At 67.1% G+C, this 23,969-nt stretch carries 26 protein-coding genes; 12 read left to right on the top strand and 14 right to left on the bottom strand.

Annotated elements, in window-relative coordinates:
* The first annotated feature begins 88 nt into the window (after positions 1–88).
* On the top strand, positions 89–2,374 hold the full coding sequence (locus tag AU192_RS08100) for a molybdopterin-dependent oxidoreductase (protein WP_064395282.1): 2,286 nt from the start codon (positions 89–91) through the stop codon (positions 2,372–2,374).
* Positions 2,375–2,465: 91 nt separating this feature from the next.
* Positions 2,466–2,723, top strand: a complete 258-nt coding sequence (gene mbp1 / locus AU192_RS08095) for a microaggregate-binding protein 1 (protein ID WP_064395281.1) — start codon at positions 2,466–2,468, stop codon at positions 2,721–2,723.
* A 73-nt stretch (positions 2,724–2,796) separates the two neighbouring features.
* On the opposite strand, the gene hflX is transcribed toward mbp1, so the two are convergent.
* From hflX to AU192_RS08070, 5 genes are read right to left on the bottom strand one after another with little or no spacing between them, the layout of a single operon-like run.
* Positions 2,797–4,242 (bottom strand): GTPase HflX, encoded by a 1,446-nt coding sequence (gene hflX / locus AU192_RS08090; protein WP_120275501.1) that lies wholly within the window; start codon positions 4,240–4,242, stop codon positions 2,797–2,799.
* 45 nt (positions 4,243–4,287) lie between these two features.
* Positions 4,288–5,160, bottom strand: a complete 873-nt coding sequence (dapF, locus tag AU192_RS08085) for a diaminopimelate epimerase (protein WP_064395279.1) — start codon at positions 5,158–5,160, stop codon at positions 4,288–4,290.
* 4 nt (positions 5,161–5,164) lie between these two features.
* Complete coding sequence (gene miaA, locus AU192_RS08080) at positions 5,165–6,073, bottom strand: tRNA (adenosine(37)-N6)-dimethylallyltransferase MiaA (protein ID WP_064395278.1); 909 nt, start codon at positions 6,071–6,073, stop codon at positions 5,165–5,167.
* Positions 6,074–6,086: 13 nt separating this feature from the next.
* Entirely contained in the window at positions 6,087–6,776 is a 690-nt protein-coding gene (locus tag AU192_RS08075; protein WP_064395605.1) for a class III extradiol ring-cleavage dioxygenase family protein, read from the bottom strand.
* Positions 6,777–6,786: 10 nt separating this feature from the next.
* Entirely contained in the window at positions 6,787–7,662 is an 876-nt protein-coding gene (locus AU192_RS08070) for a DMT family transporter (RefSeq protein WP_064395604.1), read from the bottom strand.
* A 171-nt stretch (positions 7,663–7,833) separates the two neighbouring features.
* Here AU192_RS08070 and AU192_RS08065 point away from each other — a divergent pair, with 171 nt between their 5' ends.
* A complete protein-coding gene (locus AU192_RS08065) occupies positions 7,834–9,165 on the top strand; it encodes a DUF349 domain-containing protein (protein ID WP_064395277.1) in 1,332 nt (443 codons plus the stop codon).
* Between the two features lie 4 nt (positions 9,166–9,169).
* Here AU192_RS08065 and AU192_RS08060 read toward each other — a convergent pair whose 3' ends face one another.
* Entirely contained in the window at positions 9,170–9,583 is a 414-nt protein-coding gene (locus AU192_RS08060; protein ID WP_064395276.1) for a lipoprotein LpqH, read from the bottom strand.
* Positions 9,584–9,727: 144 nt separating this feature from the next.
* On the opposite strand from AU192_RS08060, the gene AU192_RS08055 reads away from it, so the two are divergent.
* On the top strand, positions 9,728–10,165 hold the full coding sequence (locus AU192_RS08055) for a lipoprotein LpqH (RefSeq protein ID WP_064395275.1): 438 nt from the start codon (positions 9,728–9,730) through the stop codon (positions 10,163–10,165).
* On the opposite strand, the gene AU192_RS08050 is transcribed toward AU192_RS08055, so the two are convergent.
* The 3 genes from AU192_RS08050 to AU192_RS08040 form a co-directional block, all read right to left on the bottom strand.
* Positions 10,162–11,241 (bottom strand): S1C family serine protease, encoded by a 1,080-nt coding sequence (locus tag AU192_RS08050; RefSeq protein ID WP_231984612.1) that lies wholly within the window; start codon positions 11,239–11,241, stop codon positions 10,162–10,164. The genes AU192_RS08055 and AU192_RS08050 overlap by 4 nt on opposite strands.
* Before the next feature lie 91 nt (positions 11,242–11,332).
* Positions 11,333–11,659, bottom strand: coding sequence for a hypothetical protein (locus AU192_RS08045; protein WP_231984613.1), 327 nt, complete (start codon positions 11,657–11,659; stop codon positions 11,333–11,335).
* Between the two features lie 14 nt (positions 11,660–11,673).
* On the bottom strand, positions 11,674–12,531 hold the full coding sequence (locus AU192_RS08040) for a SigB/SigF/SigG family RNA polymerase sigma factor (RefSeq protein ID WP_082693878.1): 858 nt from the start codon (positions 12,529–12,531) through the stop codon (positions 11,674–11,676).
* A 380-nt stretch (positions 12,532–12,911) separates the two neighbouring features.
* Between AU192_RS08040 and AU192_RS08035 the strand changes: the two genes are divergently transcribed.
* A complete protein-coding gene (locus AU192_RS08035; RefSeq protein ID WP_066809181.1) occupies positions 12,912–13,433 on the top strand; it encodes a copper chaperone PCu(A)C domain-containing protein in 522 nt (173 codons plus the stop codon).
* 29 nt (positions 13,434–13,462) lie between these two features.
* Here AU192_RS08035 and AU192_RS08030 read toward each other — a convergent pair whose 3' ends face one another.
* Both AU192_RS08030 and miaB read right to left on the bottom strand, forming a co-directional pair.
* The gene (locus AU192_RS08030; RefSeq protein ID WP_064395272.1) at positions 13,463–14,071 is read right to left on the bottom strand and encodes an Rv2732c family membrane protein; all 609 of its coding nucleotides are present in this window, start codon (positions 14,069–14,071) and stop codon (positions 13,463–13,465) included.
* Positions 14,059–15,612 carry a tRNA (N6-isopentenyl adenosine(37)-C2)-methylthiotransferase MiaB gene (gene miaB / locus AU192_RS08025; RefSeq protein ID WP_064395271.1) on the bottom strand — a complete coding sequence of 518 codons (1,554 nt, stop codon included), beginning with the start codon at positions 15,610–15,612 and terminating at the stop codon, positions 14,059–14,061. Before miaB ends, AU192_RS08030 begins: the two co-directional genes overlap by 13 nt.
* Positions 15,613–15,769: 157 nt before the next feature.
* On the opposite strand from miaB, the gene AU192_RS08020 reads away from it, so the two are divergent.
* From AU192_RS08020 to AU192_RS08005, 4 genes are read left to right on the top strand one after another with little or no spacing between them, the layout of a single operon-like run.
* Positions 15,770–16,498, top strand: coding sequence for an amino acid ABC transporter ATP-binding protein (locus AU192_RS08020; RefSeq protein WP_064395601.1), 729 nt, complete (start codon positions 15,770–15,772; stop codon positions 16,496–16,498).
* 16 nt (positions 16,499–16,514) lie between these two features.
* Positions 16,515–17,324, top strand: a complete 810-nt coding sequence (locus tag AU192_RS08015; protein WP_064395270.1) for a glutamate ABC transporter substrate-binding protein — start codon at positions 16,515–16,517, stop codon at positions 17,322–17,324.
* Positions 17,325–17,351: 27 nt separating this feature from the next.
* Positions 17,352–18,035 (top strand): amino acid ABC transporter permease, encoded by a 684-nt coding sequence (locus AU192_RS08010; RefSeq protein ID WP_064395269.1) that lies wholly within the window; start codon positions 17,352–17,354, stop codon positions 18,033–18,035.
* Positions 18,032–18,913: an amino acid ABC transporter permease gene (locus tag AU192_RS08005; protein WP_064395268.1), complete on the top strand. Its 882-nt coding sequence runs from the start codon at positions 18,032–18,034 to the stop codon at positions 18,911–18,913. Before AU192_RS08010 ends, AU192_RS08005 begins: the two co-directional genes overlap by 4 nt.
* On the opposite strand, the gene AU192_RS08000 is transcribed toward AU192_RS08005, so the two are convergent.
* The 3 genes from AU192_RS08000 to recA form a co-directional block, all read right to left on the bottom strand.
* Entirely contained in the window at positions 18,914–19,735 is an 822-nt protein-coding gene (locus tag AU192_RS08000; protein ID WP_064395267.1) for a TIGR03560 family F420-dependent LLM class oxidoreductase, read from the bottom strand. It lies immediately after the preceding gene.
* An 87-nt stretch (positions 19,736–19,822) separates the two neighbouring features.
* Positions 19,823–20,344, bottom strand: coding sequence for a recombination regulator RecX (gene recX, locus AU192_RS07995; RefSeq protein WP_064395266.1), 522 nt, complete (start codon positions 20,342–20,344; stop codon positions 19,823–19,825).
* Positions 20,313–21,362, bottom strand: a complete 1,050-nt coding sequence (gene recA / locus AU192_RS07990; RefSeq protein ID WP_064395265.1) for a recombinase RecA — start codon at positions 21,360–21,362, stop codon at positions 20,313–20,315. Before recA ends, recX begins: the two co-directional genes overlap by 32 nt.
* Before the next feature lie 271 nt (positions 21,363–21,633).
* Here recA and hypA point away from each other — a divergent pair, with 271 nt between their 5' ends.
* The 3 genes from hypA (at position 21,634) to AU192_RS07975 (ending at position 23,940) form a co-directional block, all read left to right on the top strand.
* Positions 21,634–21,963: a hydrogenase maturation nickel metallochaperone HypA gene (gene hypA, locus AU192_RS07985; RefSeq protein ID WP_064395264.1), complete on the top strand. Its 330-nt coding sequence runs from the start codon at positions 21,634–21,636 to the stop codon at positions 21,961–21,963.
* 2 nt (positions 21,964–21,965) lie between these two features.
* The gene (hypB, locus tag AU192_RS07980) at positions 21,966–22,763 is read left to right on the top strand and encodes a hydrogenase nickel incorporation protein HypB (protein WP_064395263.1); all 798 of its coding nucleotides are present in this window, start codon (positions 21,966–21,968) and stop codon (positions 22,761–22,763) included.
* Between the two features lie 121 nt (positions 22,764–22,884).
* A complete protein-coding gene (locus tag AU192_RS07975; RefSeq protein ID WP_064395262.1) occupies positions 22,885–23,940 on the top strand; it encodes an NADH-quinone oxidoreductase subunit B family protein in 1,056 nt (351 codons plus the stop codon).
* Positions 23,941–23,969: the final 29 nt, after the last annotated feature.

The raw sequence follows: 23,969 nt of genomic DNA, 5'->3' as shown, positions 1-23,969 counted from the left end.
TCCATTCGCTATCCGTGAGCGCCGATGGATAACCGACCGGTTCGTCGGCCGGACCGGGCCGGCCGGTGTCCGCGCTTAGACTGACGCCATGCCTGCCCCGGTCAGCCTGACGCACTGGGGAGCCTTCGCCGCCGACATGCGAGACGGCGACATCTACGCGGTCAGACCGTTCGAGGGCGACGGGGACCCCTCACCGTTGCTGGGCAATCTGCCGGGATCACTTCGGCACCACTCGCGGATAGCCACACCTGCCGTACGCCGCGGCTGGTTGCGCGACGGGCCGGGTCCGACCACTCGGCGCGGTGACGACGAGTTCGTCGCCGTCACATGGGACCAGCTGACCGAACTGCTCGCCGACGAGTTGCGCCGTGTCATCGAAACGCACGGTAACGAGGCGATCTTCGGCGGTTCGTACGGCTGGTCGAGCGCGGGCCGATTTCACCACGCCCAGAGCCAGGTCCACCGCTTCCTGAATCTCCTTGGTGGCTACACGTTTTCCCGTCACTCCTACAGCCTCGGCGCGACAGGAGTGATCATGCCGCGCGTCGTCGGCACGCACGACGACCTGTTCAAGCGGTCCACCGCGTGGGACGTCATCGTCGAGCACACCGAACTTCTCGTGCGCTTCGGCGGGCTGGCGCTGAAGAACACGGCGATCAACCACGGTGGGACCACCGCACATCCGGCGCGCGATGCGCTGCGACGCTATCGAGCTCGCGGCGGAGAGATCGTGTCGTTCTCACCTCTGCGCGATGACGTCGACGGTGAGTGTGAATGGTTCGCGCCGGTGCCTGGCACCGACGTGGCTATCATGCTCGCGCTCGCCTATGTGCTGGCCACAGAGGGGCTGGCCGACCGAGACTTCCTGGCCACGTACTGCACCGGTTATGAGCGCTTCGAGCGCTATCTCCTCGGAGCGGACGACGGTGTGCCGAAAACTCCTCGGTGGGCGACAGCGATCTCCGGCATACCCGCCGACGACTTGGTCCGCTTGGCCCGGCGGATGTCGCAGCACCGCACGATCGTCACGGTCAGTTGGTCACTGCAACGCGCACGACACGGCGAACAGGCGCCGTGGATGGGTTTGACGCTGGCCGCCATGCTGGGGCAGATCGGCATTGCGGGTGGCGGATTCGGGCACGGCTACGGCTCGATGAACGAGCCCGGCCTGCCGCCGCTGCGGACCGGATTGCCAAGGCTTCCACAGGGCATCAATCCCGTGCGGACGTTCATTCCGGTCGCCGCGATCAGCGATCTGCTGTTGCGGCCCGGTGAGCCGTTCGACTACAACGGCCAACGGCTCGTCTTCCCCGACATCAGATTGGTGTACTGGGCGGGCGGTAACCCCTTCCACCACCACCAGAACATCCCGCGGTTGCGGCGCGCACTCGGTCGCGTCGACACGCTCGTTGTGCACGAACCCTATTGGACCGCAATGGCCAAACACGCCGATATCGTCGTGCCGTCGACGACATCGTTCGAACGCGACGACTATTCGGGCTCGCGCAACGATCCCATGCTGATGGCGATGCCTAAGCTCGCCGAACCGTTCGCCCAATCACGCGACGACTACGCGACTTTCGCCGCGCTGGCGGATCGACTGGGCTTCGGCGGCCAGTTCACCGAGAGCCGTACACCGCGGCAGTGGCTGGCCCATCTGTACGAGAAGTGGGCGGCCGAACTGGATTTCGCTATACCGACGTTCGAGAACTTCTGGAGGCGCGGGCGGCTGCGGTTGCCTGTCGAGGAGGGCCTCACCCTGCTGGCCGACTTCCGCGCCGATCCCGTCACCCACCGACTCGGCACTCCGAGTGGCTTGATCGAGATCTTCTCCGCCGACATCGACGGCTTCGACTACGCCGACTGTGCCGGACACCCGAAATGGTTTGAACCCGCCGAATGGCTGGGCGGCCCACGAGCAGCCGACTATCCTCTGCACCTGCTGGCCAACCAACCGGCGTCTCGGCTGCACGGTCAACTGGACGGCGGAGCGGTCAGCCAGAAGTCGAAAGTTCAAGGGCGCGAGCCGATCCGGATGCACCCGCGGGACGCCGCCGCCCGCAGCCTCGTCGACGACGACGTGGTGCGGGTGTTCAACGACCGCGGAGCGTGCCTGGCCGGCCTGGTGATCGACGATCGCCTGCGGCCCGACGTCGTGCAGTTGTCGACCGGGGCCTGGTTCGACCCTGTCGATCCGGCCGACCCGGATTCAATGTGCGCCCATGGAAATCCAAACGTGCTGACCGACGACGTGGGTACCTCGTCGCTTGCGCACGGCTGCACGGGCGCACATGTGCTGGTGCAGGTGGAGAAGTACACCGGCGACCTGCCGCCGGTGCGGGCACACGAGCCGCCCGTGATCGACGGGCTGTGAGGCTTCTCACGGATGAAAGTTGTCCGATTAGCGAAACCGTGTTTCGGGTATTGGACGGTCACACCGACCGATCGGCAAGGAGGAAGCCGCAGTGTCCGACAACAAGAACAGTGGGCCCGAAGAGGCCATCAAGGGCGTCGTCGAAGGCGCCAAGGGCAAGGCCAAAGAGGTGCTGGGCGCGGTCGCGGGTCGCGACGACCTGTACCGCGAGGGCAAGGCCCAGCAGGACAAGGCAGATGCGCAGCGCGACGCTGCACAGAAGGAAGCCGAAGCCGAGAGCGCCCGTGCGGCGGCCAAGACCGCCGAGAAGCGGCAGGAATCCGAGCAGCGGCCGACGGACGACCGGTAGATTTTTTCAAGCGAGAGGCGCAGAGGCACAACCTCTGCGCCTCTTTGCATGCTCAGAGGCCCGCAGGAACGGGTCAGAACGTCGCGTACTCGCGCAAGGCGGCCGCCAGTGGAACCGGAACCCGGGCCTTGATCCTCGTCCCCTCGGGGGTGTGTTCGGTGGCATCGACGCGACCATCGGCGTGCACGCGGTTGACCAGATCGCCGCGCTCGTAAGGGATCGTCACGTCGACCACGGTGTCGGTGGGTGTGATCAGCTCGGCCATCCGCTGCTGCAAACGCTCCAGCCCGTCACCGGTGCGCGCTGAGACGAACACCGCATCGGGCAGGGCCCGGCGCAGCTGCGCCAACGTCAAAGCGTCGGCGGCGTCGATCTTGTTGACCACCAACAGTTCCGGTGCCGGAGCGCCGTTGTCGACCGAATTGGACGTCTGCCCCGGCGTGGTTCCGGTGATCACCTCGTTGATCACCGTGCGCACGGCGTTGATCTGAGCGAGCGGATTCGCGTCGGATCCGTCGACGACATGCACCAGCAGGTCGGCGTCGACGACCTCCTCCAGTGTGGAGCGGAAGGCCTCCACGAGCTGGGTGGGCAGGTGACGGACGAACCCGACGGTGTCGGTCAGCACGAACGGCCTGCCGTCGGCGAACTCGCCTCGGCGCGTTGTCGGTTCGAGTGTTGCGAACAACGCGTTCTCCACCAGCACGCCCGCTCCGGTGAGCGCGTTGAGCAGGCTGGATTTGCCCGCGTTGGTGTAACCCACGATCGCGACCGAGGGCACCTCGCTGCGCCGCCTGCCGCCGCGCTGGGTGTCGCGGATCTTCTTCATGTCCTTGATGTCGCGGCGCAGCTTGGCCATCCGCTCGCGGATACGGCGGCGGTCGGTCTCGATCTTGGTCTCACCCGGACCGCGCAAACCCACGCCGCCACCCGCGCCGCCGGCACGTCCGCCGGCCTGCCGAGACATCGACTCGCCCCAACCGCGCAGCCTGGGCAGCATGTACTCCATCTGCGCCAAGGTGACCTGCGCCTTGCCCTCCCGACTGGTCGCGTGCTGGGCGAAGATGTCGAGGATGAGCGCGGTGCGGTCGATGACCTTGACCTTGACCGCCTTCTCCAGAGCGGTCAGCTGGGCGGGGCTGAGCTCACCGTCGCAGATGACGGTGTCGGCACCCGTCGCGAGCACGATCTCGCGAAGCTCGGCGGCCTTGCCCGAGCCGATGTAGGTGGAGGCGTCGGGCTTGTCGCGGCGCTGGATGACACCCTCGAGCACTTCCGAGCCCGCGGTTTCGGCAAGTGCGGCCAGCTCGGCCAGGCTGGCCTCGGCGTCGGCGGCACTGCCTTCGGTCCAGACGCCGACCAGCACCACACGTTCCAGGCGCAGCTGGCGGTACTCGACCTCGGAAACGTCGGTCAGTTCGGTCGACAAACCGGCCACGCGGCGCAGCGCCGTGCGGTCTTCGAGAGCCAACTCGCCCGCGCTCGGGGCGCTGTGAGTTGAAGGATCGGGATACGTCATAGGCGAATAGAGATTCGCACGGAAATCACTTTTCATGCACCCCAATTAACGTTGCGCAACGCGCCACCATTCCTCGGACAGCTCGCCGTGGGCCACCAGGACCGACGGGCCGCGCAGAAAACTACTGGCCTCGGTGACCGTGACCGAGACTTCGCCGCCCGGAATGCGGACCTCGAGGCTGCCGGTTGCCGCGCCGGAGTACGCCAACGCGGCGACCGCGGCCGCGACGGTGCCCGTTCCGCACGACCGGGTCTCCCCGACACCACGTTCGTGCACCCGCATCGTCACCGCGCCGTCCACGGGTGCGGTCAACACCTCGATGTTGACGCCCTCCGGGAACTGCGCGGCGTCGAAGGACACCGGCGCACCGACGTCGAGGGCGGTCAGCTCCTCGAACGTCAGATCGGGGTCGACGCAGGCCAAGTGCGGGTTGCCGACGTCGACAGCAAGGCCGGCGAACGGCCTGCCGCCGACGATCGCCTCCCCGGTGCCCAACTGGTTCACCTTGCCCATTTCGACGGTGACGTCGGCGTTCGTCGCGTCGCAGTGGTGCAACACCACCGGCCGGGGACCTGCCAGCGACCCGACCACGAAGTCGTCGCGGCTCTCCAAGCCGCTGGCGCGCAGATAGTGCGCGAACACGCGGACCCCGTTGCCGCACATCTGCGCGATCGACCCGTCGGCGTTGCGGTAGTCCATGTACCAGTCCTCGCCGGCGACGCCCTCCGGGAACTGTTCGAACAAACCGGCACGCTGCGCGGCCTGCGCGGTGGTCACCCGCAGCACACCGTCGGCGCCCAACCCGCGGCGCCGGTCGCACAGCGCCGTCACCGCCGCCGGGGCCAGCGTCAGCTCGAAGTCGAGGTCGGGCAGCAGCACGAAATCGTTCTGCGTGCCGTGTCCCTTGGCGAACCTCACGTGTTCAGGGTACGTCTCGCCACACCCGCAGCGTCTCCTCCGCGAGGCCGCGGCCGGCGCCGTCCAGCCAGGCGATGCGGTGGTCACGGCGGAACCAGGACCGTTGCCTGCGGACATAGCGGCGGGTGCCGACGAACGTCGGCTCGCGTGCCGCCGAGCCGTCGCCACCGGCGTCGAGGTCGGCGAGGACCTGCGCATAACCCAGCGCCCGCGACGCGGTGACCCCCTCACGCAGCCCGCCTTCCAGCAGCGCGCAAACCTCGTCGACGAGTCCGTCAGCGAACATCTTGTCGGTTCGCTGAGCTAGTCTTTCGTCCAGAAGCGTTGTGGGCCAGTCGAGTCCGATGATCGCGGTGTCCCAGCGCGGTGCGCCGATGGTGGGAAACGACGCGGCGAACGGCCGACCGGTCAGTTCGACCACCTCGAGCGCGCGCACGATTCGTCGTCCGTCGGTGGGCTGGATGGAGGTGGCGGCGTCGGGGTCCACGCGGGCCAGTTCCTGATGCAGTGCGGCCGCCCCGATCTCCGCGAGCCGGTGCTCCCAGCGTGCGCGCACCGCCGGGTCGGTGGCCGGGAACGTCCAGTTGTCGAGCAGCGATTGGACATACATCATCGAACCGCCCACGATGACGGGCACCGCACCGCGATCGAGGATGGCCTCGATGTCGTCGGCGGCCGACTGCTGATAGCGGGCCACGCTCGCGGTCTCGGTCACCTCGAGCACGTCGAGCTGATGGTGCGGTATCCCGCGCCGCTCCTGAACCGTCGACTTCGCGGTTCCGATGTCCATGCCGCGGTACATCTGCATCGCATCGGCATTCACGATCTCGCCGTCGAGCCGTTCGGCCACGTCCAGCGCCAGCGCCGACTTACCGGTCCCCGTCGGTCCGATGATCGCGATCGGCCGCGTCATCGTGTCCGAGCGCTCATCGTGGCTGCCACAGGCCCGTGAAATAACCGACGCCGTACGGCGCACCGCGGTACAGCTCCTTGGCCGACCGCGGGCCGGGACCGACCAACCCGGCCAGCACCCCGAAGGCGACCCGCCCCACCACCGACGCGGGCAATCGGGCAAGCGGCGCGGTCTCGCCGCCGGCCAGCGCATCGTCGAGCGCGGCTTGTACGGCGACCGAGTCCGGGTCGAAACCGCCCGGCGCCGACGGCGTCAACGTGTTGGCTCCGTCGGCGACGACGAGGACGCCGACGGGGTTGCCCCCCTCCCCGATCTCGGCGCGCAGCCGCTCGCCGTGGGCCAGCGCGGCGTCGATGTCGTGGCCCTCGCTGAAGACCCGCACCTCGGCGGAGGCCTCGGAGCGGGCCGCACCGCGCACCCAGCCGGTGATCAGGGCGCACAACGGCATCGCGACCGGATCGCCGTCGCCGCCTGGAGACAACGCGACCCTGACGTCGACGCCGTAACCGGCGAACGTCCCGGCCTGATCGGGACCGACGACCTGATCGCAGGGCCCAACCCCGACCGCGACCCAGCGCGACGGAAGGCCGGCCACCGCGGTGAACACCGCCTCGCGCAGGTCGGCCAGCTCCGGCGCGGCGCCTCCGGCGAGTTCGGGCACCATGACCGGTGCCGACGGGACGATCGCGATGGCGCTCAGCACGCCGTCCACGCTAATGCGATGCGGGCTGGGCGGCGGTGGCGGCTTCGCCGCGGGCGAGCGCGGCCGTCGAAACCACCATCACCACCACCGCGACGATCAGCACCAGCCAGCCCTCCTCGCCCGGCCGCAGCGTCTCCCCCAGCACGACCACGCCGAGCACCGCGGCGACCACCGGTTCGGTGACCGTCATCGTCGGCAGCGACGCGGTCAGCGACCCGGCGCGAAACGACGCCTGCTGCCACGCCGTACCCGCGACCGCCACGACCACCCAGACGTACAGCTCGGGGGTCCGCAGCAGGGCTTCGAGCCCGTCCCCGAGACGGTCGACCACACCCTTGGTCAACACGGCGAACAACCCCCACAACGCTCCGGACACCAGCGCCAGTAGCACCGCGCTGACGGGTCCCTTCCAGATGCCGGCGCCGATGACGCACAACGCCAACGCCGGAACGAGCACCACCAGCACCGCGGTCCAGGTTTCCCACGAGGCCCGAGAGTCCCCCTCGGTCGGGTTTCCGACCGTCACGATCACGACGACCGACGCTGCCAGCAGCGCCGCCCACGTCCACTGCCAAGGCGTCACCCGCTGATGCGAGAGCCGGGCGTGGATCGGCAGTGCGAACAGCAGCGAGGTCACCAGGATCGCCTGGACGAGAAGCACCGACCCCACGCCCAGCGCGGCGGCCTGCAACGCGAACCCGGCGGCGGCCACGAAACTGCCCAGCCACCACTGCCGGTCGCGCAGCAGCCGGGTGAACAGCTCCAGATGACCGACCGGCTCGTCGGCGACCTCATGGGCCTGCCGCTGGTGGATCACGTCGCCGATCGCCACGAACACAGCGGCGCCCAGGGCCAGCACGACGGCCAGATCGACCCCAGCGCTCATGCCGGCCATCGCAGTCCTTTCGTAGTTGTCGCGACGAGCCTAGGCAGGTCATCGGGGAAAGCCGTGCGCACGCGCCCCGGCGACCTGTTTGAATAGCGTTCGGACAGCGATCAGGCGCCGCGTTGCGCGGCAGGTACGCGGTACGCCGCGGAGGGCACGAGGATTACCGACATGACGACCAGCCAGCCAGGGGGCCAGTCCTCCTCGCCGAAACCCGCTCCCCGACCCGGACCGCTGCGTCCCGGACCCGTGCCGCGGCCGGGCCGACCGGGGCCGACGGTGGCCGCGCCCCCGACCAGCGATCCACACCGGTTCGGCCGCGTCGACCCCGACGGCACGGTGTGGCTGATCACCGGCTCGGGTGAACGGATCATCGGATCGTGGCAGGCCGGCGACACCGAGGCCGCCTACGCGCACTTCGGCAGGCGCTTCGACGACCTGCAGACCGAGGTCGCGCTGATGGAGAGCCGGCTCGAGACCGGCACCGGGGACGCCCGCAAGATCAAAACGGCCGCGCAGTCGCTGGCCGAGACCCTGCCGACGGCCCACGTGCTCGGCGACGTCGACGCGATCGCCGAGCGCCTGCAGGCGATCATCAACCACGCCGACGAGACGGCGCAGGCCGAGAAGGCCAGGCGCGAAGAGTTGCGCGCCGCGCAGACCGCCCGCAAGGAGGCGCTGGCCGCCGAGGCCGAGGACATCGCCGCCAACTCCACCCAGTGGAAGGCCGCAGGCGACCGGCTGCGGGAGATCCTCGACGAGTGGCGCACGATCACCGGGCTGGACCGCAAGACCGATGACGCCCTGTGGAAGCGCTATTCGGCGGCGCGCGAGCAGTTCAACCGCAGGCGCGGTTCGCATTTCGCCGAACTCGACCGCGAACGCGCCGGCGCCCGGCAGGCCAAGGAGGCGCTGTGCGAGCGCGCCGAGGGAATGGCCGACTCGACGGACTGGGGTCCCACGAGCGCGGCGTTCCGCGAACTGCTGAACGAATGGAAGGCGGCGGGCCGCGCGGCCAAGGACGTCGACGACGCGTTGTGGCAGCGGTTCAAGGCGGCTCAGGACAAGTTCTTCGGGGCGCGCAATGCGGCCAGCGCCGAGCGTGACGCCGAGTTCCGCGCCAACGCGCAGGCCAAGGAGGCGCTGCTGGCCGAGGCGGAGAAGATCGACACCTCCGATCTCGACGCGGCGCGCGCCGCGCTGCGGGTGATCGGCGACAAGTGGGACGCCATCGGCAAGGTGCCCCGCGAACGCGGCGCCGAGTTGGAGCGGCGTCTGCGCGCGGTGGAGAAGAAGGTCCGCGAGGCGCCGACGCACGGTGTCGATCCCGAAGCCCAGGCGCGTGCCGACCAATTCCGGGTCCGCGCAGAGCAATACGAGCGTCAAGCGGAGAAGGCCGCCGCCGCCGGCCGGGACAAGGACGCCGCGGAGGCGCGCGCCAGCGCCGAGCAGTGGCGGCAGTGGGCGGACGCGGCCGCCGAGGCGCTCGGCAAGACCAGCTGAACGCTCAGCAGTCGGTGGAGATCTCGAACGGCGCGGTGGTGCGTTCGCCCGGATCGTCGTGGAAGAACCCGACTGCCGTGCCGGTGATCGTGAACTTGCCGTCCACCAGGCTGGCTTCGGCCTCACCGGTGGTCCCGTCCCAAAAGCTGCCCGTGAACCCACCCAGGTTCTTGATCTGCACCGAGCGCGCGACGACCGGATCCCCGGTGCGAACCTGGGCGATCAGGCCGGGCGTCTGCTCGAGCGTCTCGAGATTCCACAGCCAGCCCACCTGGGTGCAATCGACGAGGTGCCCGCCGGCATCCTTCCCGTCGATGCTCACATGGACGAGGTGCTTGGCCAGCAGTTCCGGGCCCGACGCGCATCCCGTCGGGATCATCAGCACGGCTGCTGTTGCAACGGCAAATCGTTTGTCCATGGTGCCGCCTCGATGACTTCCCGGCTACTCGTCTTCGCCGGGCGTTGACATTCGCATTCCCCACGGAGATTTGCTGTATACCTCCGGCGTATGGCCGGCAGCCATTGCGGGTATCACTTTGACCCGACTCCCGAAGGTCCGGTCATGGTCGAAGATGTCAGCGTCGCGCGCACCGCGGCAGCACTGTTGCTGACCGCGGGGCTCTCCGGCTGCTCTTCCGCACCGCCGGCTTCACCCGATCCCATGGGCGGCACCGCGACGATGTCCATCAACTCGCATCCCACCGGTGATCGGTACTACGTCAGCTGCGCCAAGGTGAAGTGGCTGCTGACCATCGAAAGCGGGGACACCGACAGGGGTTTCACGGCCATCGTCGATACGGACGACGGCCCCGACGCGCAGGTCGTCAAGATCCGCGACCTCGGCGGATTCACCGGTTCCGCATGGACCGGTGGCGTCGGTCAACTGCGAGCAACCCGCGACAACGGCCGAATCACGATCAGCGGCACCGGGTACGGGTACTTCGCCGACGACCCTCACCGCCCAGCGACAGCGGCCTTCGACATAACTGCCGGATGCTAGCCCGGTCGCGAGAGTGAGCCCGTGCGCGAACCGATCGTCACCGTCGTTTGTTCACGGTCACCCCCGCGCATGAACACCATCGATTGCTCGGACCCCGGCTGCGTCTGGCGCAAGCCACCCAGTAGGTCCTCGACAGAATGCACCGGTTTGCCGGCGAACTCGACGATCACGTCGCCGGGCCGAAGCCCCGCGAGGGCAGCCGGTGCGCCGGGATCGACGCTGGTCACCAACGCACCGCCGTCGACCTGCACACCCCGCAGCTGCTGGATCGCCGGGGTCAGCCGGCCCAGGGAGATACCGAGGTACGGGTGCGTGGCTTCGCCGTCGGCGAGGAGTTGATTCGCCACATCGAGCACCGTTGCCGCGGGAATCGCGAACCCCAACGACACCGCGCCCACCGCCGGCGGAATGTACGCCTCGTTGATCCCCACGACCCGTCCCTCGGCGTCGAGCAAGGCGCCGCCGGAGTTACCCGGCGAGATGGGCGCGTCGGTCTGGATCAAATCCACCAACGACTGAGTTTTCGCCGCCGAGCCGGGGATGTCCCGGTGCAGACCCGAGATGACGCCGACGGTCACGGAGTTCTGGAACCCCAGCGGACTCCCGATCGCGACGGCGACCTCGCCGGGCCGGGGCAGATCTTCGCGGAACCGCGGCACCGGCATGTCCTGGCCTTGCGTGCGCACGACGGCCAGGTCGGTCACCTCGTCCGTGCCCACCACGACGCCGGGCGAACGTTCCTCGTCGGCGGTTATGACGGTCACTTCGCGGGCGTCGCCGACGACATGGGCATTGGTCACCACGACGTCGGGGCGTAGCACCACGCCGCTGCCGACACCGCCGTCGCGCTCGACCGTCACCACGCTCGGACTGACGCGTTCCACCAGATCGGCGTAGCCGGTGCGGTCCAGCGCCGAAGGTGGAGAAGCCTCGGTCAACGGCGTCGCCGCCGGAGTCGGTGTCGACGCCGGAGCCGATGTCGACGCGTCCTGTGGACTGGACTGCAGCGTGCATCCGGCGACCGCGACGAGAGCTGCCGCGGCGGCCGCTCCGACACGAAAATGCCTGGTCTGCAAAGGTTTACCTCCTGAATTCAGTATGCACACGGCACGGACCGGCCGCCGGCGATAGCAGCGGCTCGGACTGCCGAGGCGGTGCACGGGCCGGCTAGGGGGACCGCTTGGCTCGCTTCCAGCGAGCACCCAGCACGAGCGCGCCGGCGGCAGCAACGACACCGGCGACCGCCAGCGTGATCGTCCATATCCGCCGGTCCTCGAGATTCATCTGACACAGCCGCGTGAAGTCGGTGTCGGCGACCACCCCACCGGGAACCGGGATGTTGGCTGCGCTGCCGTCGTCGTGCGCGCGGGCGGCGGACAAGTCGGGCGCCACGGCGCTGCCGCACTCGATCGTCAGATTCTCGGGTGATGCCGAAACCGGAGTGAACAAGCCCGCGACGCCGACGATCGCCGCGACGACACCAACGAAAAGCACTATCCGTAGCACAATCATGCACCTGACATACCCATTGCCGCGGATTCCTCGCGGCAAGATTGCCGCAGCCGCTCCAGCGTCGCGCCGAGCAGCCGCGATACCTGTACCTGCGAAACACCGAGGCGCCGGCCGATTTGGCTCTGCGGCAGGTTCTCACAGAACCGCAGCCGCAGGATCAGCCGTTCACGCTCGGTGAGCGTGCTCACCAGTCCGGCGACGGTCAGCGCGTCCTCGACGCTGCTGTAGCGCGGGTCGTCGAGGCCCTGCCGTGCGGCGGCCGGTTCGGATTTCCCATCACCGGGTGCCGCCGCGTCGAGTGACGACGGTCGGTACGCGACAGCCGCGTCGACCGACTGCACCACCTCGTCTCGGTCGACACCGAGCTCGGCGGCCAGTTCGGTGGCCGTCGGCGCTCGGCCGAGACGCTGTGACATCGGACCGATCGCGGCGCGCACGCGCTGGCGGGTGTCCTTGATCCTGCGGGGCACGTGTATGACCCACGTGTGGTCGCGGAAGTGGCGGCGAACCTCGCCCATGATCGTCGGTACGGCGTAGCCGAGAAACGGCCCCTTACTTGGGTCGTAGCGGTCGATCGCCTTGATCAGGCCCAGCCGGGCCACCTGCCTCAGGTCGTCGGCCGATTCGCCGCGGCCGGCGAAGCGGCCCGCGATATGGTCGGCCAGCGGCAAACATCTGGTGATGATCTTGCAACGAAGCGAGTCCCGTCGCGCCCCCTCCGGCGTGCGGCGCAGCTCGCAGCACTGCGGGTGCACGTCGTCGTAGTCGTCTTCGTGAGTCCCCGCCGCGCCCGTGTCGCCCGTCGGTTCCACGGAATCGACGCGATTGGCAGCCTCCAGCAGGGCCGATACCATGACGGCCTCCCCTCTCGGTATTGACGTCGGGCCGGCCCGTCCACCGTTCGACTGGGTGCTGTCGACCGACCTGTAAGTGCAGACTATCGGCGCAGGAATAACGCAACCTGAAAGGAATCTGATAAGAACCCGTGAACCCGGACTCGTAAATTCAGCAAACAGAAGTAGGCGCAGTGGGCCCAGTGCGCCGATCGGCCGCCGAACGTATAGGGACGCGGTTCGCGGGCAACTCTTCTCACCATGCAAGCTCTCACCGTTGACCCGACCAAAGCCCAGTCTCCGCGAGTGGAAGACCTCGCCGATCCCACTTCCGGGTCGACTGGCTGTGCCTGCCGCACTTCGACTCGCCGGCATGCTTTGCCGCGAGATAGGCAACTCAGATGAAGACACTTACCGTTTCACGGCGTCGCGTTGCGGCGGCCGGTTTGGTGACGAGCGTGTTGGTCGCCGGTTGCGGCGGCGATCCGAACATGGACTCGTCGAACCGGGGCGCGGGTTCGGAGACCGAGACGACGTCGGTCGAGAATGCCTTCATCGTGCCGCGCTTCATACCGGGGTCGTGCGCCATCCAGGTCGGCGATGCGGCGGCGCTCACGTTCACGGTGACGAACAACCGGATCACCGAGCCCGAACGCCTGCTCGGCATCGAGACGCCCGCCGCCGAGGCGATTCGGCTCTCTCCCGATGCGACGCTGCAGATTCCGCCCGAGACGTCGATCGCCGCCGGCCAACCGATCGAAGACGTCACCGACGGCGCCGCAGACTACCCCTTCACGGCCAGAGTCGAGGGGCTTCGGGAATCGGCGACGCCGGGCAAGTCGGTGGACATGACGTTTCACTTCGACAAGCAGGGCGACCTCGTGATGAAGGTTCCGATCGAGGCCTGTCCCACTCAGAAGTAGGCCATTCGGTGTGGCCGCCGTGGGGTGGGTCAGCCGTCGGTCGAGCCGTCGGTCGAGCCGTTGTCGTCGTCGAGGTTCTCGAGCAGACCCTTCTTCTGTTGCTCCGCGGCGGCCCTGCGCCGTTCCTCCTCGGCGGCCGACTGCAGCGCGGTGCGTGCCCACACCGCCCTGGCCCAGTGGAACGTCACGACCGCGACCGCGATCCACGCGATGATCAGCCCGATGCCCGGTCCCGGGTAGCGGTCGGGGGCGGTTTGGCGCGACCACACCGCCAACAAACCGAGAAGCGTCGCCACCGTGGAACCCGCCAGCGCGATCCAAGCCAGCGCCCAGCGCCGGGTGAGCAGGGCGAGCATCGAGAAGCCGACGCCGAACACCAGTACCAGCCAAGCGAATACGCGTAACGGCAGGGTGATCCCCTCGCGCAGCGCCGTTTCACCGCCGAGGAGCACATCCAGACCGCGCGCGTCGCCGGTGTGCGGCAGGATGAACGACACCAGAAGCACGAACACCCCGATGGCGATCACCAGAGCTCGTGCGCCGGGGTCGATCTCGCCCGCGACGCGCCGCTCGACGGCCTCGATGTCGCCCTTGAACTCGTCAAAACCGTTGTCGTCGGGAGCCGTCACCGTGTGCATCCCGTCGCGGTAGCGGGTGTCGTAGGCGCGCCGATGCCCGGCATGCCCAGGCCGACGCCGGTGCGCGGGCGCCGGCCTTCGGAGTGGGCGTCGCCCGCCCGGGTGCGCCGATGGCTGTGCACGGCTGAATCGGCGATCAGGTGGTGCGGAGCGGCACCGGTCACGGTCGAGGTCACGACGTCGCCGGGGCGGATCTCGAGTCGCTGCGGGTTGAAGTGCACGAGGCGGCCGTCGCGGGCCCGACCCGACATTCTGGCCGTCGTGGCGTCTTTGCGGCCCTCACCGGCGGCCACCAGGACTTCGACGGTATGGCCGACCAAAGCGTGGTTCTCCTCGAGAGAGATCCTCTCCTGGAGGTCGATCAAACGTTGATAGCGTTCGCTCACAACGGCTTTGGGGACCTGATTGGGTAACTCGGCGGCGGGGGTGCCGGGTCGCTTGGAGTACTGGAAGGTGAACGCGCTGGCGAACCGCGCCTGCTCGACGACGTCGAGCGTGGCCTGGAAGTCCTCCTCGGTCTCACCCGGAAAACCGACGATGAGGTCGGTGGTGATCGCCGCGTGCGGTATCGCGGCGCGGACGCGGTCGATGATGCCGAGGTAGCGCTCGGCGCGGTAGGACCGTCGCATCGCCCGCAGAATGCGGTCGGATCCGGATTGCAGCGGCATGTGCAGCGTCGGGCAGACATTCGGTGTCTCGGCCATCGCGGCGATCACGTCGTCGGTGAACTCCGCGGGGTGCGGTGAGGTGAACCGCACCCGTTCGAGTCCGTCGATGCCGCCGCAGGCGCGCAGCAGCTTGGCGAACGCGCCGCGGTCCCGCGGTTCTTCGGGGTCGGCGAAGGACACGCCGTAGGCGTTGACGTTCTGGCCGAGCAGCGTGATCTCGAGCACGCCTTGTTCGACGAGTGTCTGCACCTCGGCGAGCACGTCACCGGGCCGCCGGTCGACTTCTTTGCCGCGCAGGGCGGGCACGATGCAGAACGTGCAGGTGTTGTTGCAGCCCACCGACACCGACACCCAAGCGGCATATGCGGATTCGCGCGCGGCGGGCAGCGCCGACGGGAACTCCTGGAGCGCCTCGACGATCTCGACCTGGGCCGCGTTGTTGTGTCTGGCGCGCTCGAGCAGCGTGGGCAACGACCCGATGTTGTGGGTGCCGAACACCACGTCGACCCACGGCGCCCGGTCCAGCACGGCGGCCCGGTCCTTCTGCGCCAGGCAGCCGCCGACAGCGATCTGCATATCCGGGTTGGCCTGCTTGCGCGGCGCCAGGTGGCTGATGTTGCCGTAAAGCTTGTTGTCAGCGTTCTCGCGGACGGCGCAGGTGTTGAACACAACGACGTCGGCGTCCTCGCCCTCGGCGGCGCGTTGGTATCCGGCGCCCTCCAGCAACCCCGAGAGTCGCTCGGAGTCGTGCACGTTCATCTGGCAGCCGTAGGTACGGACCTGGTATGTGCGGGTCGTCGCCGGCGCATGCGAGGACTCGTCGGTCGCGTGCGGGCGAACGGCCCGCTCGGCCGCTCCCTCTCGCGTCACCATCGAAGTCACGGCCCCATGGTACGGACCGGGCGATGCGCCGACCCGGGCGGATTGTCGAGTTCCGGGCAGGCATGCCCTTCCCTCGGTAAGGTCTGCACCCATGAAGACCAGCGAGTCGGACGGAAAAGAGGTCGATCCGACTCAGTCAAGCGTGCCCATGATCTCGATCTCGGACGTCAACAAACACTTCGGCAACCTGCATGTGCTCAAAGACATCAACCTCGAGGTGGAGCGCGGCGAGGTGATCGTGGTGCTCGGTCCATCGGGCTCGGGCAAGTCGACGTTGTGCCGCACCATCAATCGGCTCGAGCCCATCGATTCGGGCACCATCACGATCGACGGCGAGGTGCTGCCCGAGGAGGGGCGCAAGCTCGCCGAGTTGCGGTCTGACGTGGGTATGGTGTTCCAGTCCTTCAACCTGTTCGCCCACAAGACGATCCTCGAGAACGTCACGCTGGCTCCGATGAAGGTGCGCAAGAAGTCCAAGAACGAGGCCCGCGAGAAGGCGATGCAGCTACTCGAGCGGGTGGGTATCGCCAACCAGGCCGACAAGTACCCGGCGCAGCTGTCCGGCGGGCAGCAGCAGCGGGTGGCGATCGCGCGGTCTCTGGCAATGAACCCGAAGGTGATGCTGTTCGACGAACCGACCAGCGCGCTGGACCCCGAGATGATCAACGAAGTGCTCAACGTGATGACGTCGCTGGCCAAAGACGGGATGACGATGCTGGTCGTGACGCACGAAATGGGTTTCGCCCGCGGCGCGGCAAACCGGGTGGTGTTCATGGCCGATGGCGCGATCGTCGAAGCGGCCGAACCCCAGCAGTTCTTCACCAACCCGCAAAGCGAGCGTGCCAAGGACTTTCTCGGCAAGATCCTTCACCACTAGTCGAAAGGAATCTCCAATGCCATCCTTTTCCAAGCGCGTTCTGGGAGCGCTCGCGCTCGCTGTCGCGCTGCCACTGTCTGTGACCGCATGCGGCGGGGGCGACGAGGGCACGATCGTCATCGGCACCAAGTTCGACCAGCCCGGGCTGGGACTGAAGAATCCCGACGGCACCATGAGCGGCTTCGACGTCGACGTGGCCAGGTACGTGGCACAACAACTCGGGTATCCCGAGGACAAGATCGAGTGGAAGGAAGCCCCTTCGGGTCAGCGCGAGACGCTGATCCAGAACGGTCAGGTGAAGTACATCGTCGCGACGTACTCGATCACCGACGCGCGCCAGGAGAAGGTCGACTTCGCGGGGCCGTATCTGATCACGGGGCAGAGCCTGCTGGTGCGCGCCGACAACACCGACATCACCGGTGAGGCGTCGCTGGAGAACAATAAGAAGCTGTGTTCGGTGTCGGGTTCGACACCGGCGCAACGCATCAAGGACAAGTACTCCGGTGTGCAGCTGCAGCAGTACGACACGTACTCGGCGTGCATCGAGGCGTTGAAGAACGGCGCCATCGATGCGGTGACGACAGACGAGGTGATTCTGGCGGGCTATGCGGCCCAAAGCCCGGGCGCGTTCAAGGTCGTCGGCGGCACCTTCTCCGAGGAGCGGTACGGGATCGGTTTGAAGAAGGGCGATTCCGAGTTGCTGACGCAGATCAACGACGCGCTGGCAAAGATGGAGCAGGAAGGCGCCTGGAAGAAGGCCTGGGACGACAACCTCGGGGCCGCGGGCATTCCCGCGCCGAAGCCGCCGCAGATCAACCAGAGCTGACGGACCTCCCCCGCACTAGGAGGTCATGTGGAGGTTCTCCCCGGCTACACCGTCGGCCAGATCGTCGAGGCGTTCTGGACGACGATCCAACTGACGGTCTACTCCGGCATCGGTGCGCTGGTGCTCGGCACGGTGCTGGCCGCAATGCGGTTGGCGCCGGTGCCGGTGCTTCGCTGGCTCGGAACGTCATACGTCAACGTGGTGCGCAACACGCCGTTGACGCTGATCATCCTGTTCTGTTCGTTCGGGTTGGCCGGGACCATGGGAATCACGCTGGTCGACCCGAACTCGCGAACGTCCATCGAGGACAGCAACTTTCGTCTGGCGGTGCTCGGCCTGGCGTTGTACACCGCGGCGTTCGTATGTGAGACGGTGCGCTCCGGGGTGAACACCGTGCCGCTGGGACAGGCCGAGGCGGCCCGGTCGCTGGGGTTGACGTTCGGACAGAATTTGCGACTCATCCTGATGCCGCAGGCTTTTCGAGCCGTGATCATTCCGCTCGGGTCGGTGTTGATCGCCTTGACCAAGAACACCACGATCGCCTCGGCGATCGGCGTGGCCGAGGCCGCGCTGCTGATGAAGGAGATGATCGAGAACACCGCCGCGATACTCACCATCGGCACCATCTTCGCGGCCGGCTTCGTCGTCCTCACACTGCCGACCGGACTGTTCTTCGGCTGGCTCGGCAAACGGATGGCGGTCAACAGATGAGTACCGCTTCTGTTCTCTTCGACGCGCCGGGACCGCGGGCGCGCGTCCGTAACTGGGTGGTGTCGGCGATCGTCATCGTGGTCACCGCGCTCGTCCTGATCGCGGTGCTCGTGCAGATGGCGGCCAAAGATCAGCTCACCGCGGCCAAATGGGAGCCGTTCCTGACGGCTAATCTGTGGCGGACGTACGTTCTGCCGGGCGTGCAGGGCACGTTGACCGCGGCCGGGGTGTCGATCGTGCTGGCGCTGATCCTCGGTCTGCTGCTCGGCGTGGGTCGGCTCTCGACGCACGGATTCCTTCGCTGGCCGTGCGCGGTGATAGTCGAATTCTTCCGCGCCGTACCGGTTCTGATCATGATGTTGTTCGCGTTCGCGCTGTACGCGGCCTACGACATGTTTCCGTCGAAGCATCTGGCGCTGGCAGCGGTCATCACCGGGCTGACGCTCTACAACGGCGCGGTCATCGCCGAGATCGTGCGGGCCGGCGTCCACGCCCTGCCCCGCGGACAGTCCGAGGCGGCTTATGCCCTCGGGATGACGTGGGGCCAGACGATGCGCTCGATCCTTCTGCCGCAGGCGATCACGTCGATGCTGCCGGTGTTGATCTCGCAGCTCGTCGTGGTGCTCAAGGACACCGCGATCGGCTACATCATCACGTTCCTCGAACTCGTGCGCCAGGGCGTGCAGATGGGTACCGCATACGGCAATCTGCTGCCCGCGCTGATCGTGGTCGCGTTGCTGATCATCGCCGTAAACTTCACGCTGTCGTGGGTGGCGACCCGGGTGGAGGCGCGGATGCGACGTTCGCGTCGGGGTCCCACGCCGCTCGAGACCGAAGCGGTCGAACAGGAAGGCGCACCGGGCGCGAAAGCCGTGTGATCAGGCCAGTTCGGCGCATTTGGCCAGCAATTCCTCGTCGGGCGGCTGATAGAAGGACAACACGACGTGCTGGCAGCCGAGTCGGTCGTACTCGGTCAGGGAGTCAAGCTGGGCGTCGACCTGATCGGGTTGGTCTGGATACAGGAACAACTGCACGCCCCGTCGGATCGACGATGGGTCACGGCCTTCCGCCGCGCACGCGTCGTCGAGCCCGCTGCTGGCCGCCGCCCACTCCTGCGCCGAGGTGCTCGGCATGTTCCATTCGTCGGCGTGCTTTGCCGCGACGCGCAACATCTTCGGCTGTGACGCGCCGACCACGATCGGTGGATGCGGACGCTGAAGCGGTTTGGGGTCGCAGCGCGCCTGCTGCAGCGTGAAGAAGCGACCGGTGAAGTCGACGGCCTCTTCGGTCCAGAGCCTGTGGATCACGGTGAGCGCCTCGTCCACCATCGCGACCCGCTGTCCCGGCGGTGGGAAGTCGATGCCGTATCCGCGGTGCTCGCCCTCGTGCCAGCCGGCCCCGAGGCCGAAATCGAGTCGCCCACCGGAGATGTGGTCGACGGTGACGGCCATCTTCGCCAGCACCGCGGGGTTGCGGTACGTGACACCGGTGACCAGGCAGCCCACCCGGGCGCGCCGCACGACCACGGCCATCGCGGCCAGACTCGTCCACCCCTCGTGGGTCGGTGTCGCATGATCGACCAGACCGTAGAAATGGTCGTAGTTCCAGACCGCCGGGAAACCGAGGTCGTCGGCCGTCTGCCAGAACCGCTCGAGGACCGGATAGTCGAAGGTGGGCGCGAGCTTGACGGACAACTGCATGCAAACTGCTTACGCGGTCGGCTTTTTCATTGCAACCGGCCACGCTGTGTGCGCGACGACTCGAGTCGTTGCTCCGACGTTCCGGTGCTAGACCTGACGGCGCTCGCGTTCGTTGGCCAACGCGACCTTGACGACATCGAACGCCATCGTCTGGCTGTATCCGCGCCGGGCAAGCATCCCGACCAGGCGGCGCGCCAGCTTGGCATCGTCACCGTCGGGAAGCTTCTCGCGGCGCAGCTTGTCGGCCACCAGACGTTCGGCGCGGTTGCGTTCAGCCGCAGGGTCGTCCTCGGCCAGGACAGCATCGATGACGTCGTTGTCGACGCCCTTGGTCCGTAACTCCGCGATCAACGCCCGTCGCCCCTTGCCTGCGTTCGCTCGCCGGGATCGGACCCATTGTTCGGCGAAGTCGGCGTCATCGACCAGGCCGACTTGTTCGAGCCGGTCGAGCACCTTGTCGCTGACGTACTCGGGATACCCGCGCTTGGTCAGCTGGCCGGCCAGTTCGGCCCGGGTGCGCGCTCGCGCGGTGAGCAGGCGCAGACACACGTTCCGCGCCTGCTCCTCGCGCGAGGCCTCAGAAGTCGACCGGGGCGGGCAGTACGTCATCGTTCAAGTCATCGGTCACCACGGCGCCAATCCCGAGCTTCTCTTTGATCTTCTTCTCGATCTCGTTCGCCACCTCGACGTTTTCGAGCAGGAAGTTGCGAGCGTTTTCCTTGCCCTGGCCCAACTGCTCACCCTCGTAGGTGAACCACGAGCCGGACTTGCGGATGAAGCCCTGCTCGACACCCATGTCGATGAGCGAGCCTTCCTTGCTGATGCCCTTGCCGTAGAGGATGTCGAACTCGGCCTGCTTGAACGGCGGCGAAACCTTGTTCTTGACGACTTTCACCCGGGTGCGGTTACCGACCGCGTCGGTGCCGTCCTTGAGGGTCTCGATCCGCCTGACATCCATCCGGACCGAGGCGTAGAACTTCAAAGCCTTTCCGCCCGTTGTTGTCTCAGGACTTCCGAACATCACACCGATCTTTTCGCGGAGCTGGTTGATGAAGATCGCGGTGGTGCCCGAATTGCTCAGCGCGCCGGTCATCTTGCGCAGCGCCTGGCTCATCAGCCGGGCCTGCAGGCCGACATGGCTGTCGCCCATCTCGCCCTCGATCTCCGCGCGCGGCACCAGTGCGGCCACCGAGTCGATGACCAGGATGTCCAGTGCGCCGGAGCGGATCAGCATGTCGGCGATCTCCAGCGCCTGCTCACCAGTGTCGGGCTGGCTGACGAGCAACGCGTCGGTGTCCACCCCGAGCTTCTTGGCGTACTCGGGGTCCAGCGCGTGCTCGGCGTCGATGAACGCCGCGATCCCGCCAGCGGCCTGCGCGTTGGCGACCGCGTGCAGTGCGACGGTCGTCTTACCCGAGGACTCCGGGCCGTAGATCTCGATGACCCTGCCGCGCGGCAGGCCGCCGATGCCGAGCGCCACGTCCAGGGCGATCGAACCGGTCGGGATGACCGAGATCGGCTGGCGGACCTCTTCGCCGAGCCTCATCACCGAGCCCTTGCCGAAGTTCTTGTCGATCTGTGCGAGGGCCAGCTCGAGGGCTTTCTCGCGGTCGGGTGCCTGCGCCATGGTGGTCTCCGTCCTTGGATGTCTAGCTGTTCGGTGATCGGTTTCGATCAGTTGGCCGTGACGCTAGAGGCAGCCTCCGACAAGTCGGGACAGGTCGGCCTGACCAGCAGCATCTAGCCGTCGAACACCGCCCACAGTAGACGAACACCTGTTCGACTCGAGGGAGACACGCCGTGCCATCGGCCATCAGTGTCGAATGGTTCTCCCGTCCACTCCCCGCCGCCCGCTGCGCGGCCTATGGTGAAGACATCCCGGCCGAAACGGGGTCCGCGTGCACGAGATGGCGATAACGCAAAGTGTGATCGATGCGGTGTGCGAGCACGCCGCCGGACGCCGGGTGCACCGCGTCCAACTCGAGGTCGGCGCGCTGTGCGCCGTGGTACCCGATTCGATGCGCTTCTGCTTCGAACTTGCCACTGCGGGCACGGTCGCCGACGGGGCGCGCCTGGACCTCGACGTGCAACCCGGTGCCGCGCGCTGCCGCACCTGCGGTGAGAGCTTCGAACTGCGCGACCTGATTCTGTTGTGCCCCTGCGGCAGCGCGGATGTCGAGGTGATCGCCGGACGGGATCTGAAGATCCTCTCGATGGAAGTGAGTTGAGCATGTGCGCAACCTGCGGCTGCGGCGACGACGGCGCGACGGTCACTGTGCCGGGACACGCCCACCATCATGAGAACGGCCACAACCACGACCATTCCCACAACCACGACCATTCCCACACCGAGACGATCACCCTCGAGCAGAGGGTGCTCGCCAAGAACGACGAGCTGGCCGCACGCAACCGCGCCTGGCTGGCCGCGCACGACATCGTGGCATTCAACATCACCAGCTCCCCTGGAGCCGGAAAGACCACGCTGCTCGAGCGCACGATCCGCGAGCTCAACCCGGATCGCCCGGTGGCGGTCATCGAGGGCGATCAGGAGACGCTCCTGGACGCCGAGCGCATCAGGGCCACCGGAGCGCGCGCCGTACAGATCAACACCGGCGCGGGCTGCCACCTCGACGCCGAGATGGTGCATCGCGCTATACAGGCGTTGGACCCGGAACAGGGCTCGATCCTGTTCATCGAGAACGTCGGAAACCTCGTCTGCCCCGCTATGTTCGATCTTGGTGAGCAAAGCAAGGTCGTCGTCATCTCGGTGACGGAGGGCGACGACAAACCGTTGAAGTATCCGCACATGTTCGCGGCAGCCCGACTCGTGATCGTCAACAAAATCGACTTGCTGCCGTACGTCACCTTTGATCTTGAAAAGTGTTGCAGCTACGTACGATCGCTGAACCGCGACGCCCAGATTCTCCCGATGTCGGCGGTCACGGGCGAGGGGACCTCGCAGTGGCACGACTGGATCGCCGACTGCGCAATCTCGGCTACTTCGCCGGCACCCGTTGACAAGCCATAGCCCCCGGAGTAAACCCAAGTTCAGCGTCGGAAATCGGCGCCACGACACCACGTGATGTGGGAGCCCCATCCCGGCTCCCGGTCGTGAGGGCCCCAGCCCGGCCCCCAGGAAGCTGTGACCTATGCCAACGGAGGCAGCAGTCAAAGCAGAAGAGGCCTTGATCCACGTCCTGTGGATCAACGCCGGTTTGAGTTGTGACGGCGATTCGGTGGCGTTGACTGCCGCCACCCAGCCCAGCATCGAGGAGATCGCCCTTGGCGCGCTCCCCGGGCTGCCGAAAATCGCCGTCCATTGGCCCCTGATCGATTTCGAATGCGGACCGAACGGGGGCGCCGACGATTTTCTCGAATGGTTCTTCAAGGCTGACCGAGGAGAGTTGGAGCCGTTCGTTCTGGTTGTCGAGGGGTCGATCCCGAACGAGAAGATCAAAGCCGAAGGCTACTGGTGCGGTTTCGGCAACGACCCCGCGACCGGCCAACCGATGACGACGAGCGAATGGCTGGATCGGCTGGCGCCTAAAGCCACTGCCATCGTCGCGGTCGGGACCTGTGCCACCTACGGCGGCATCCATGCGATGGCCGGCAATCCGACCGGCGCCATGGGCGTGCCCGACTACCTCGGTTGGGAGTGGAAGAGCAAGGCAGGCATTCCGATCGTCTGCGTACCCGGATGTCCGATCCAGCCCGACAACCTCGCCGAAACCTTGACCTACCTGTTGTACATGGCCACGGATCAGGCTCCGATGATTCCCCTTGACGACGCGTTACGCCCGCAGTGGCTGTTCGGCGCCACCGTGCACGAGGGATGTGACCGGGCCGGCTATTACGAACAAGGCGATTTCGCAACCGAGTACGGTTCGCCGAAATGCATTGTCAAGTTGGGCTGTTGGGGTCCGGTCGTCAAGTGCAACGTGCCGAAGCGCGGCTGGATCAACGGTATCGGCGGTTGCCCGAACGTGGGTGGCATATGCATCGGCTGCACCATGCCGGGATTCCCGGACAAGTTCATGCCGTTCATGGACGAACCACCCGGAGGCAAAGTGTCCACCGCGGCGTCAGGTCTGTACGGATCGGTGATCCGCAGCCTGCGCCATGTCACGGGCCGCACCGTCGACAAAGAACCCAAGTGGCGCCATCCCGGCACGCAACTCACGACCGGAGCGACCCGCACCTGGTAGGTGTGGTTCGTCCCGGGGCGCGCAGGCGT

It is taken from the genome of Mycobacterium lehmannii (assembly GCF_001499925.1).
Taxonomy (GTDB): Bacteria; Actinomycetota; Actinomycetes; order Mycobacteriales; family Mycobacteriaceae; genus Mycobacterium; species Mycobacterium lehmannii.
The sequence above is the reverse complement of the archived record's forward strand: the minus strand, read 5'-3'. Positions and strand labels throughout refer to the sequence as shown.

Coding starts and splice junctions, on each gene's coding strand:
- AU192_RS08020 (WP_064395601.1), top strand. CDS start 15,770: ATGATCTCGATCTCGGACGTCAACAAACACTTCGGCAACCTGCATGTG.
- AU192_RS08040 (WP_082693878.1), bottom strand. CDS start 12,531: ATGGTATCGGCCCTGCTGGAGGCTGCCAATCGCGTCGATTCCGTGGAA.
- AU192_RS07975 (WP_064395262.1), top strand. CDS start 22,885: ATGCCAACGGAGGCAGCAGTCAAAGCAGAAGAGGCCTTGATCCACGTC.
- AU192_RS08100 (WP_064395282.1), top strand. CDS start 89: ATGCCTGCCCCGGTCAGCCTGACGCACTGGGGAGCCTTCGCCGCCGAC.
- AU192_RS08060 (WP_064395276.1), bottom strand. CDS start 9,583: ATGGACAAACGATTTGCCGTTGCAACAGCAGCCGTGCTGATGATCCCG.
- AU192_RS08055 (WP_064395275.1), top strand. CDS start 9,728: ATGGTCGAAGATGTCAGCGTCGCGCGCACCGCGGCAGCACTGTTGCTG.
- AU192_RS08015 (WP_064395270.1), top strand. CDS start 16,515: ATGCCATCCTTTTCCAAGCGCGTTCTGGGAGCGCTCGCGCTCGCTGTC.
- AU192_RS08065 (WP_064395277.1), top strand. CDS start 7,834: ATGACGACCAGCCAGCCAGGGGGCCAGTCCTCCTCGCCGAAACCCGCT.
- recX (WP_064395266.1), bottom strand. CDS start 20,344: ATGACGTACTGCCCGCCCCGGTCGACTTCTGAGGCCTCGCGCGAGGAG.
- AU192_RS08030 (WP_064395272.1), bottom strand. CDS start 14,071: ATGCACACGGTGACGGCTCCCGACGACAACGGTTTTGACGAGTTCAAG.
- recA (WP_064395265.1), bottom strand. CDS start 21,362: ATGGCGCAGGCACCCGACCGCGAGAAAGCCCTCGAGCTGGCCCTCGCA.
- miaB (WP_064395271.1), bottom strand. CDS start 15,612: ATGGTGACGCGAGAGGGAGCGGCCGAGCGGGCCGTTCGCCCGCACGCG.
- hflX (WP_120275501.1), bottom strand. CDS start 4,242: ATGACGTATCCCGATCCTTCAACTCACAGCGCCCCGAGCGCGGGCGAG.
- hypB (WP_064395263.1), top strand. CDS start 21,966: ATGTGCGCAACCTGCGGCTGCGGCGACGACGGCGCGACGGTCACTGTG.
- AU192_RS08005 (WP_064395268.1), top strand. CDS start 18,032: ATGAGTACCGCTTCTGTTCTCTTCGACGCGCCGGGACCGCGGGCGCGC.
- AU192_RS08000 (WP_064395267.1), bottom strand. CDS start 19,735: ATGCAGTTGTCCGTCAAGCTCGCGCCCACCTTCGACTATCCGGTCCTC.
- AU192_RS08035 (WP_066809181.1), top strand. CDS start 12,912: ATGAAGACACTTACCGTTTCACGGCGTCGCGTTGCGGCGGCCGGTTTG.
- AU192_RS08070 (WP_064395604.1), bottom strand. CDS start 7,662: ATGAGCGCTGGGGTCGATCTGGCCGTCGTGCTGGCCCTGGGCGCCGCT.
- miaA (WP_064395278.1), bottom strand. CDS start 6,073: ATGACGCGGCCGATCGCGATCATCGGACCGACGGGGACCGGTAAGTCG.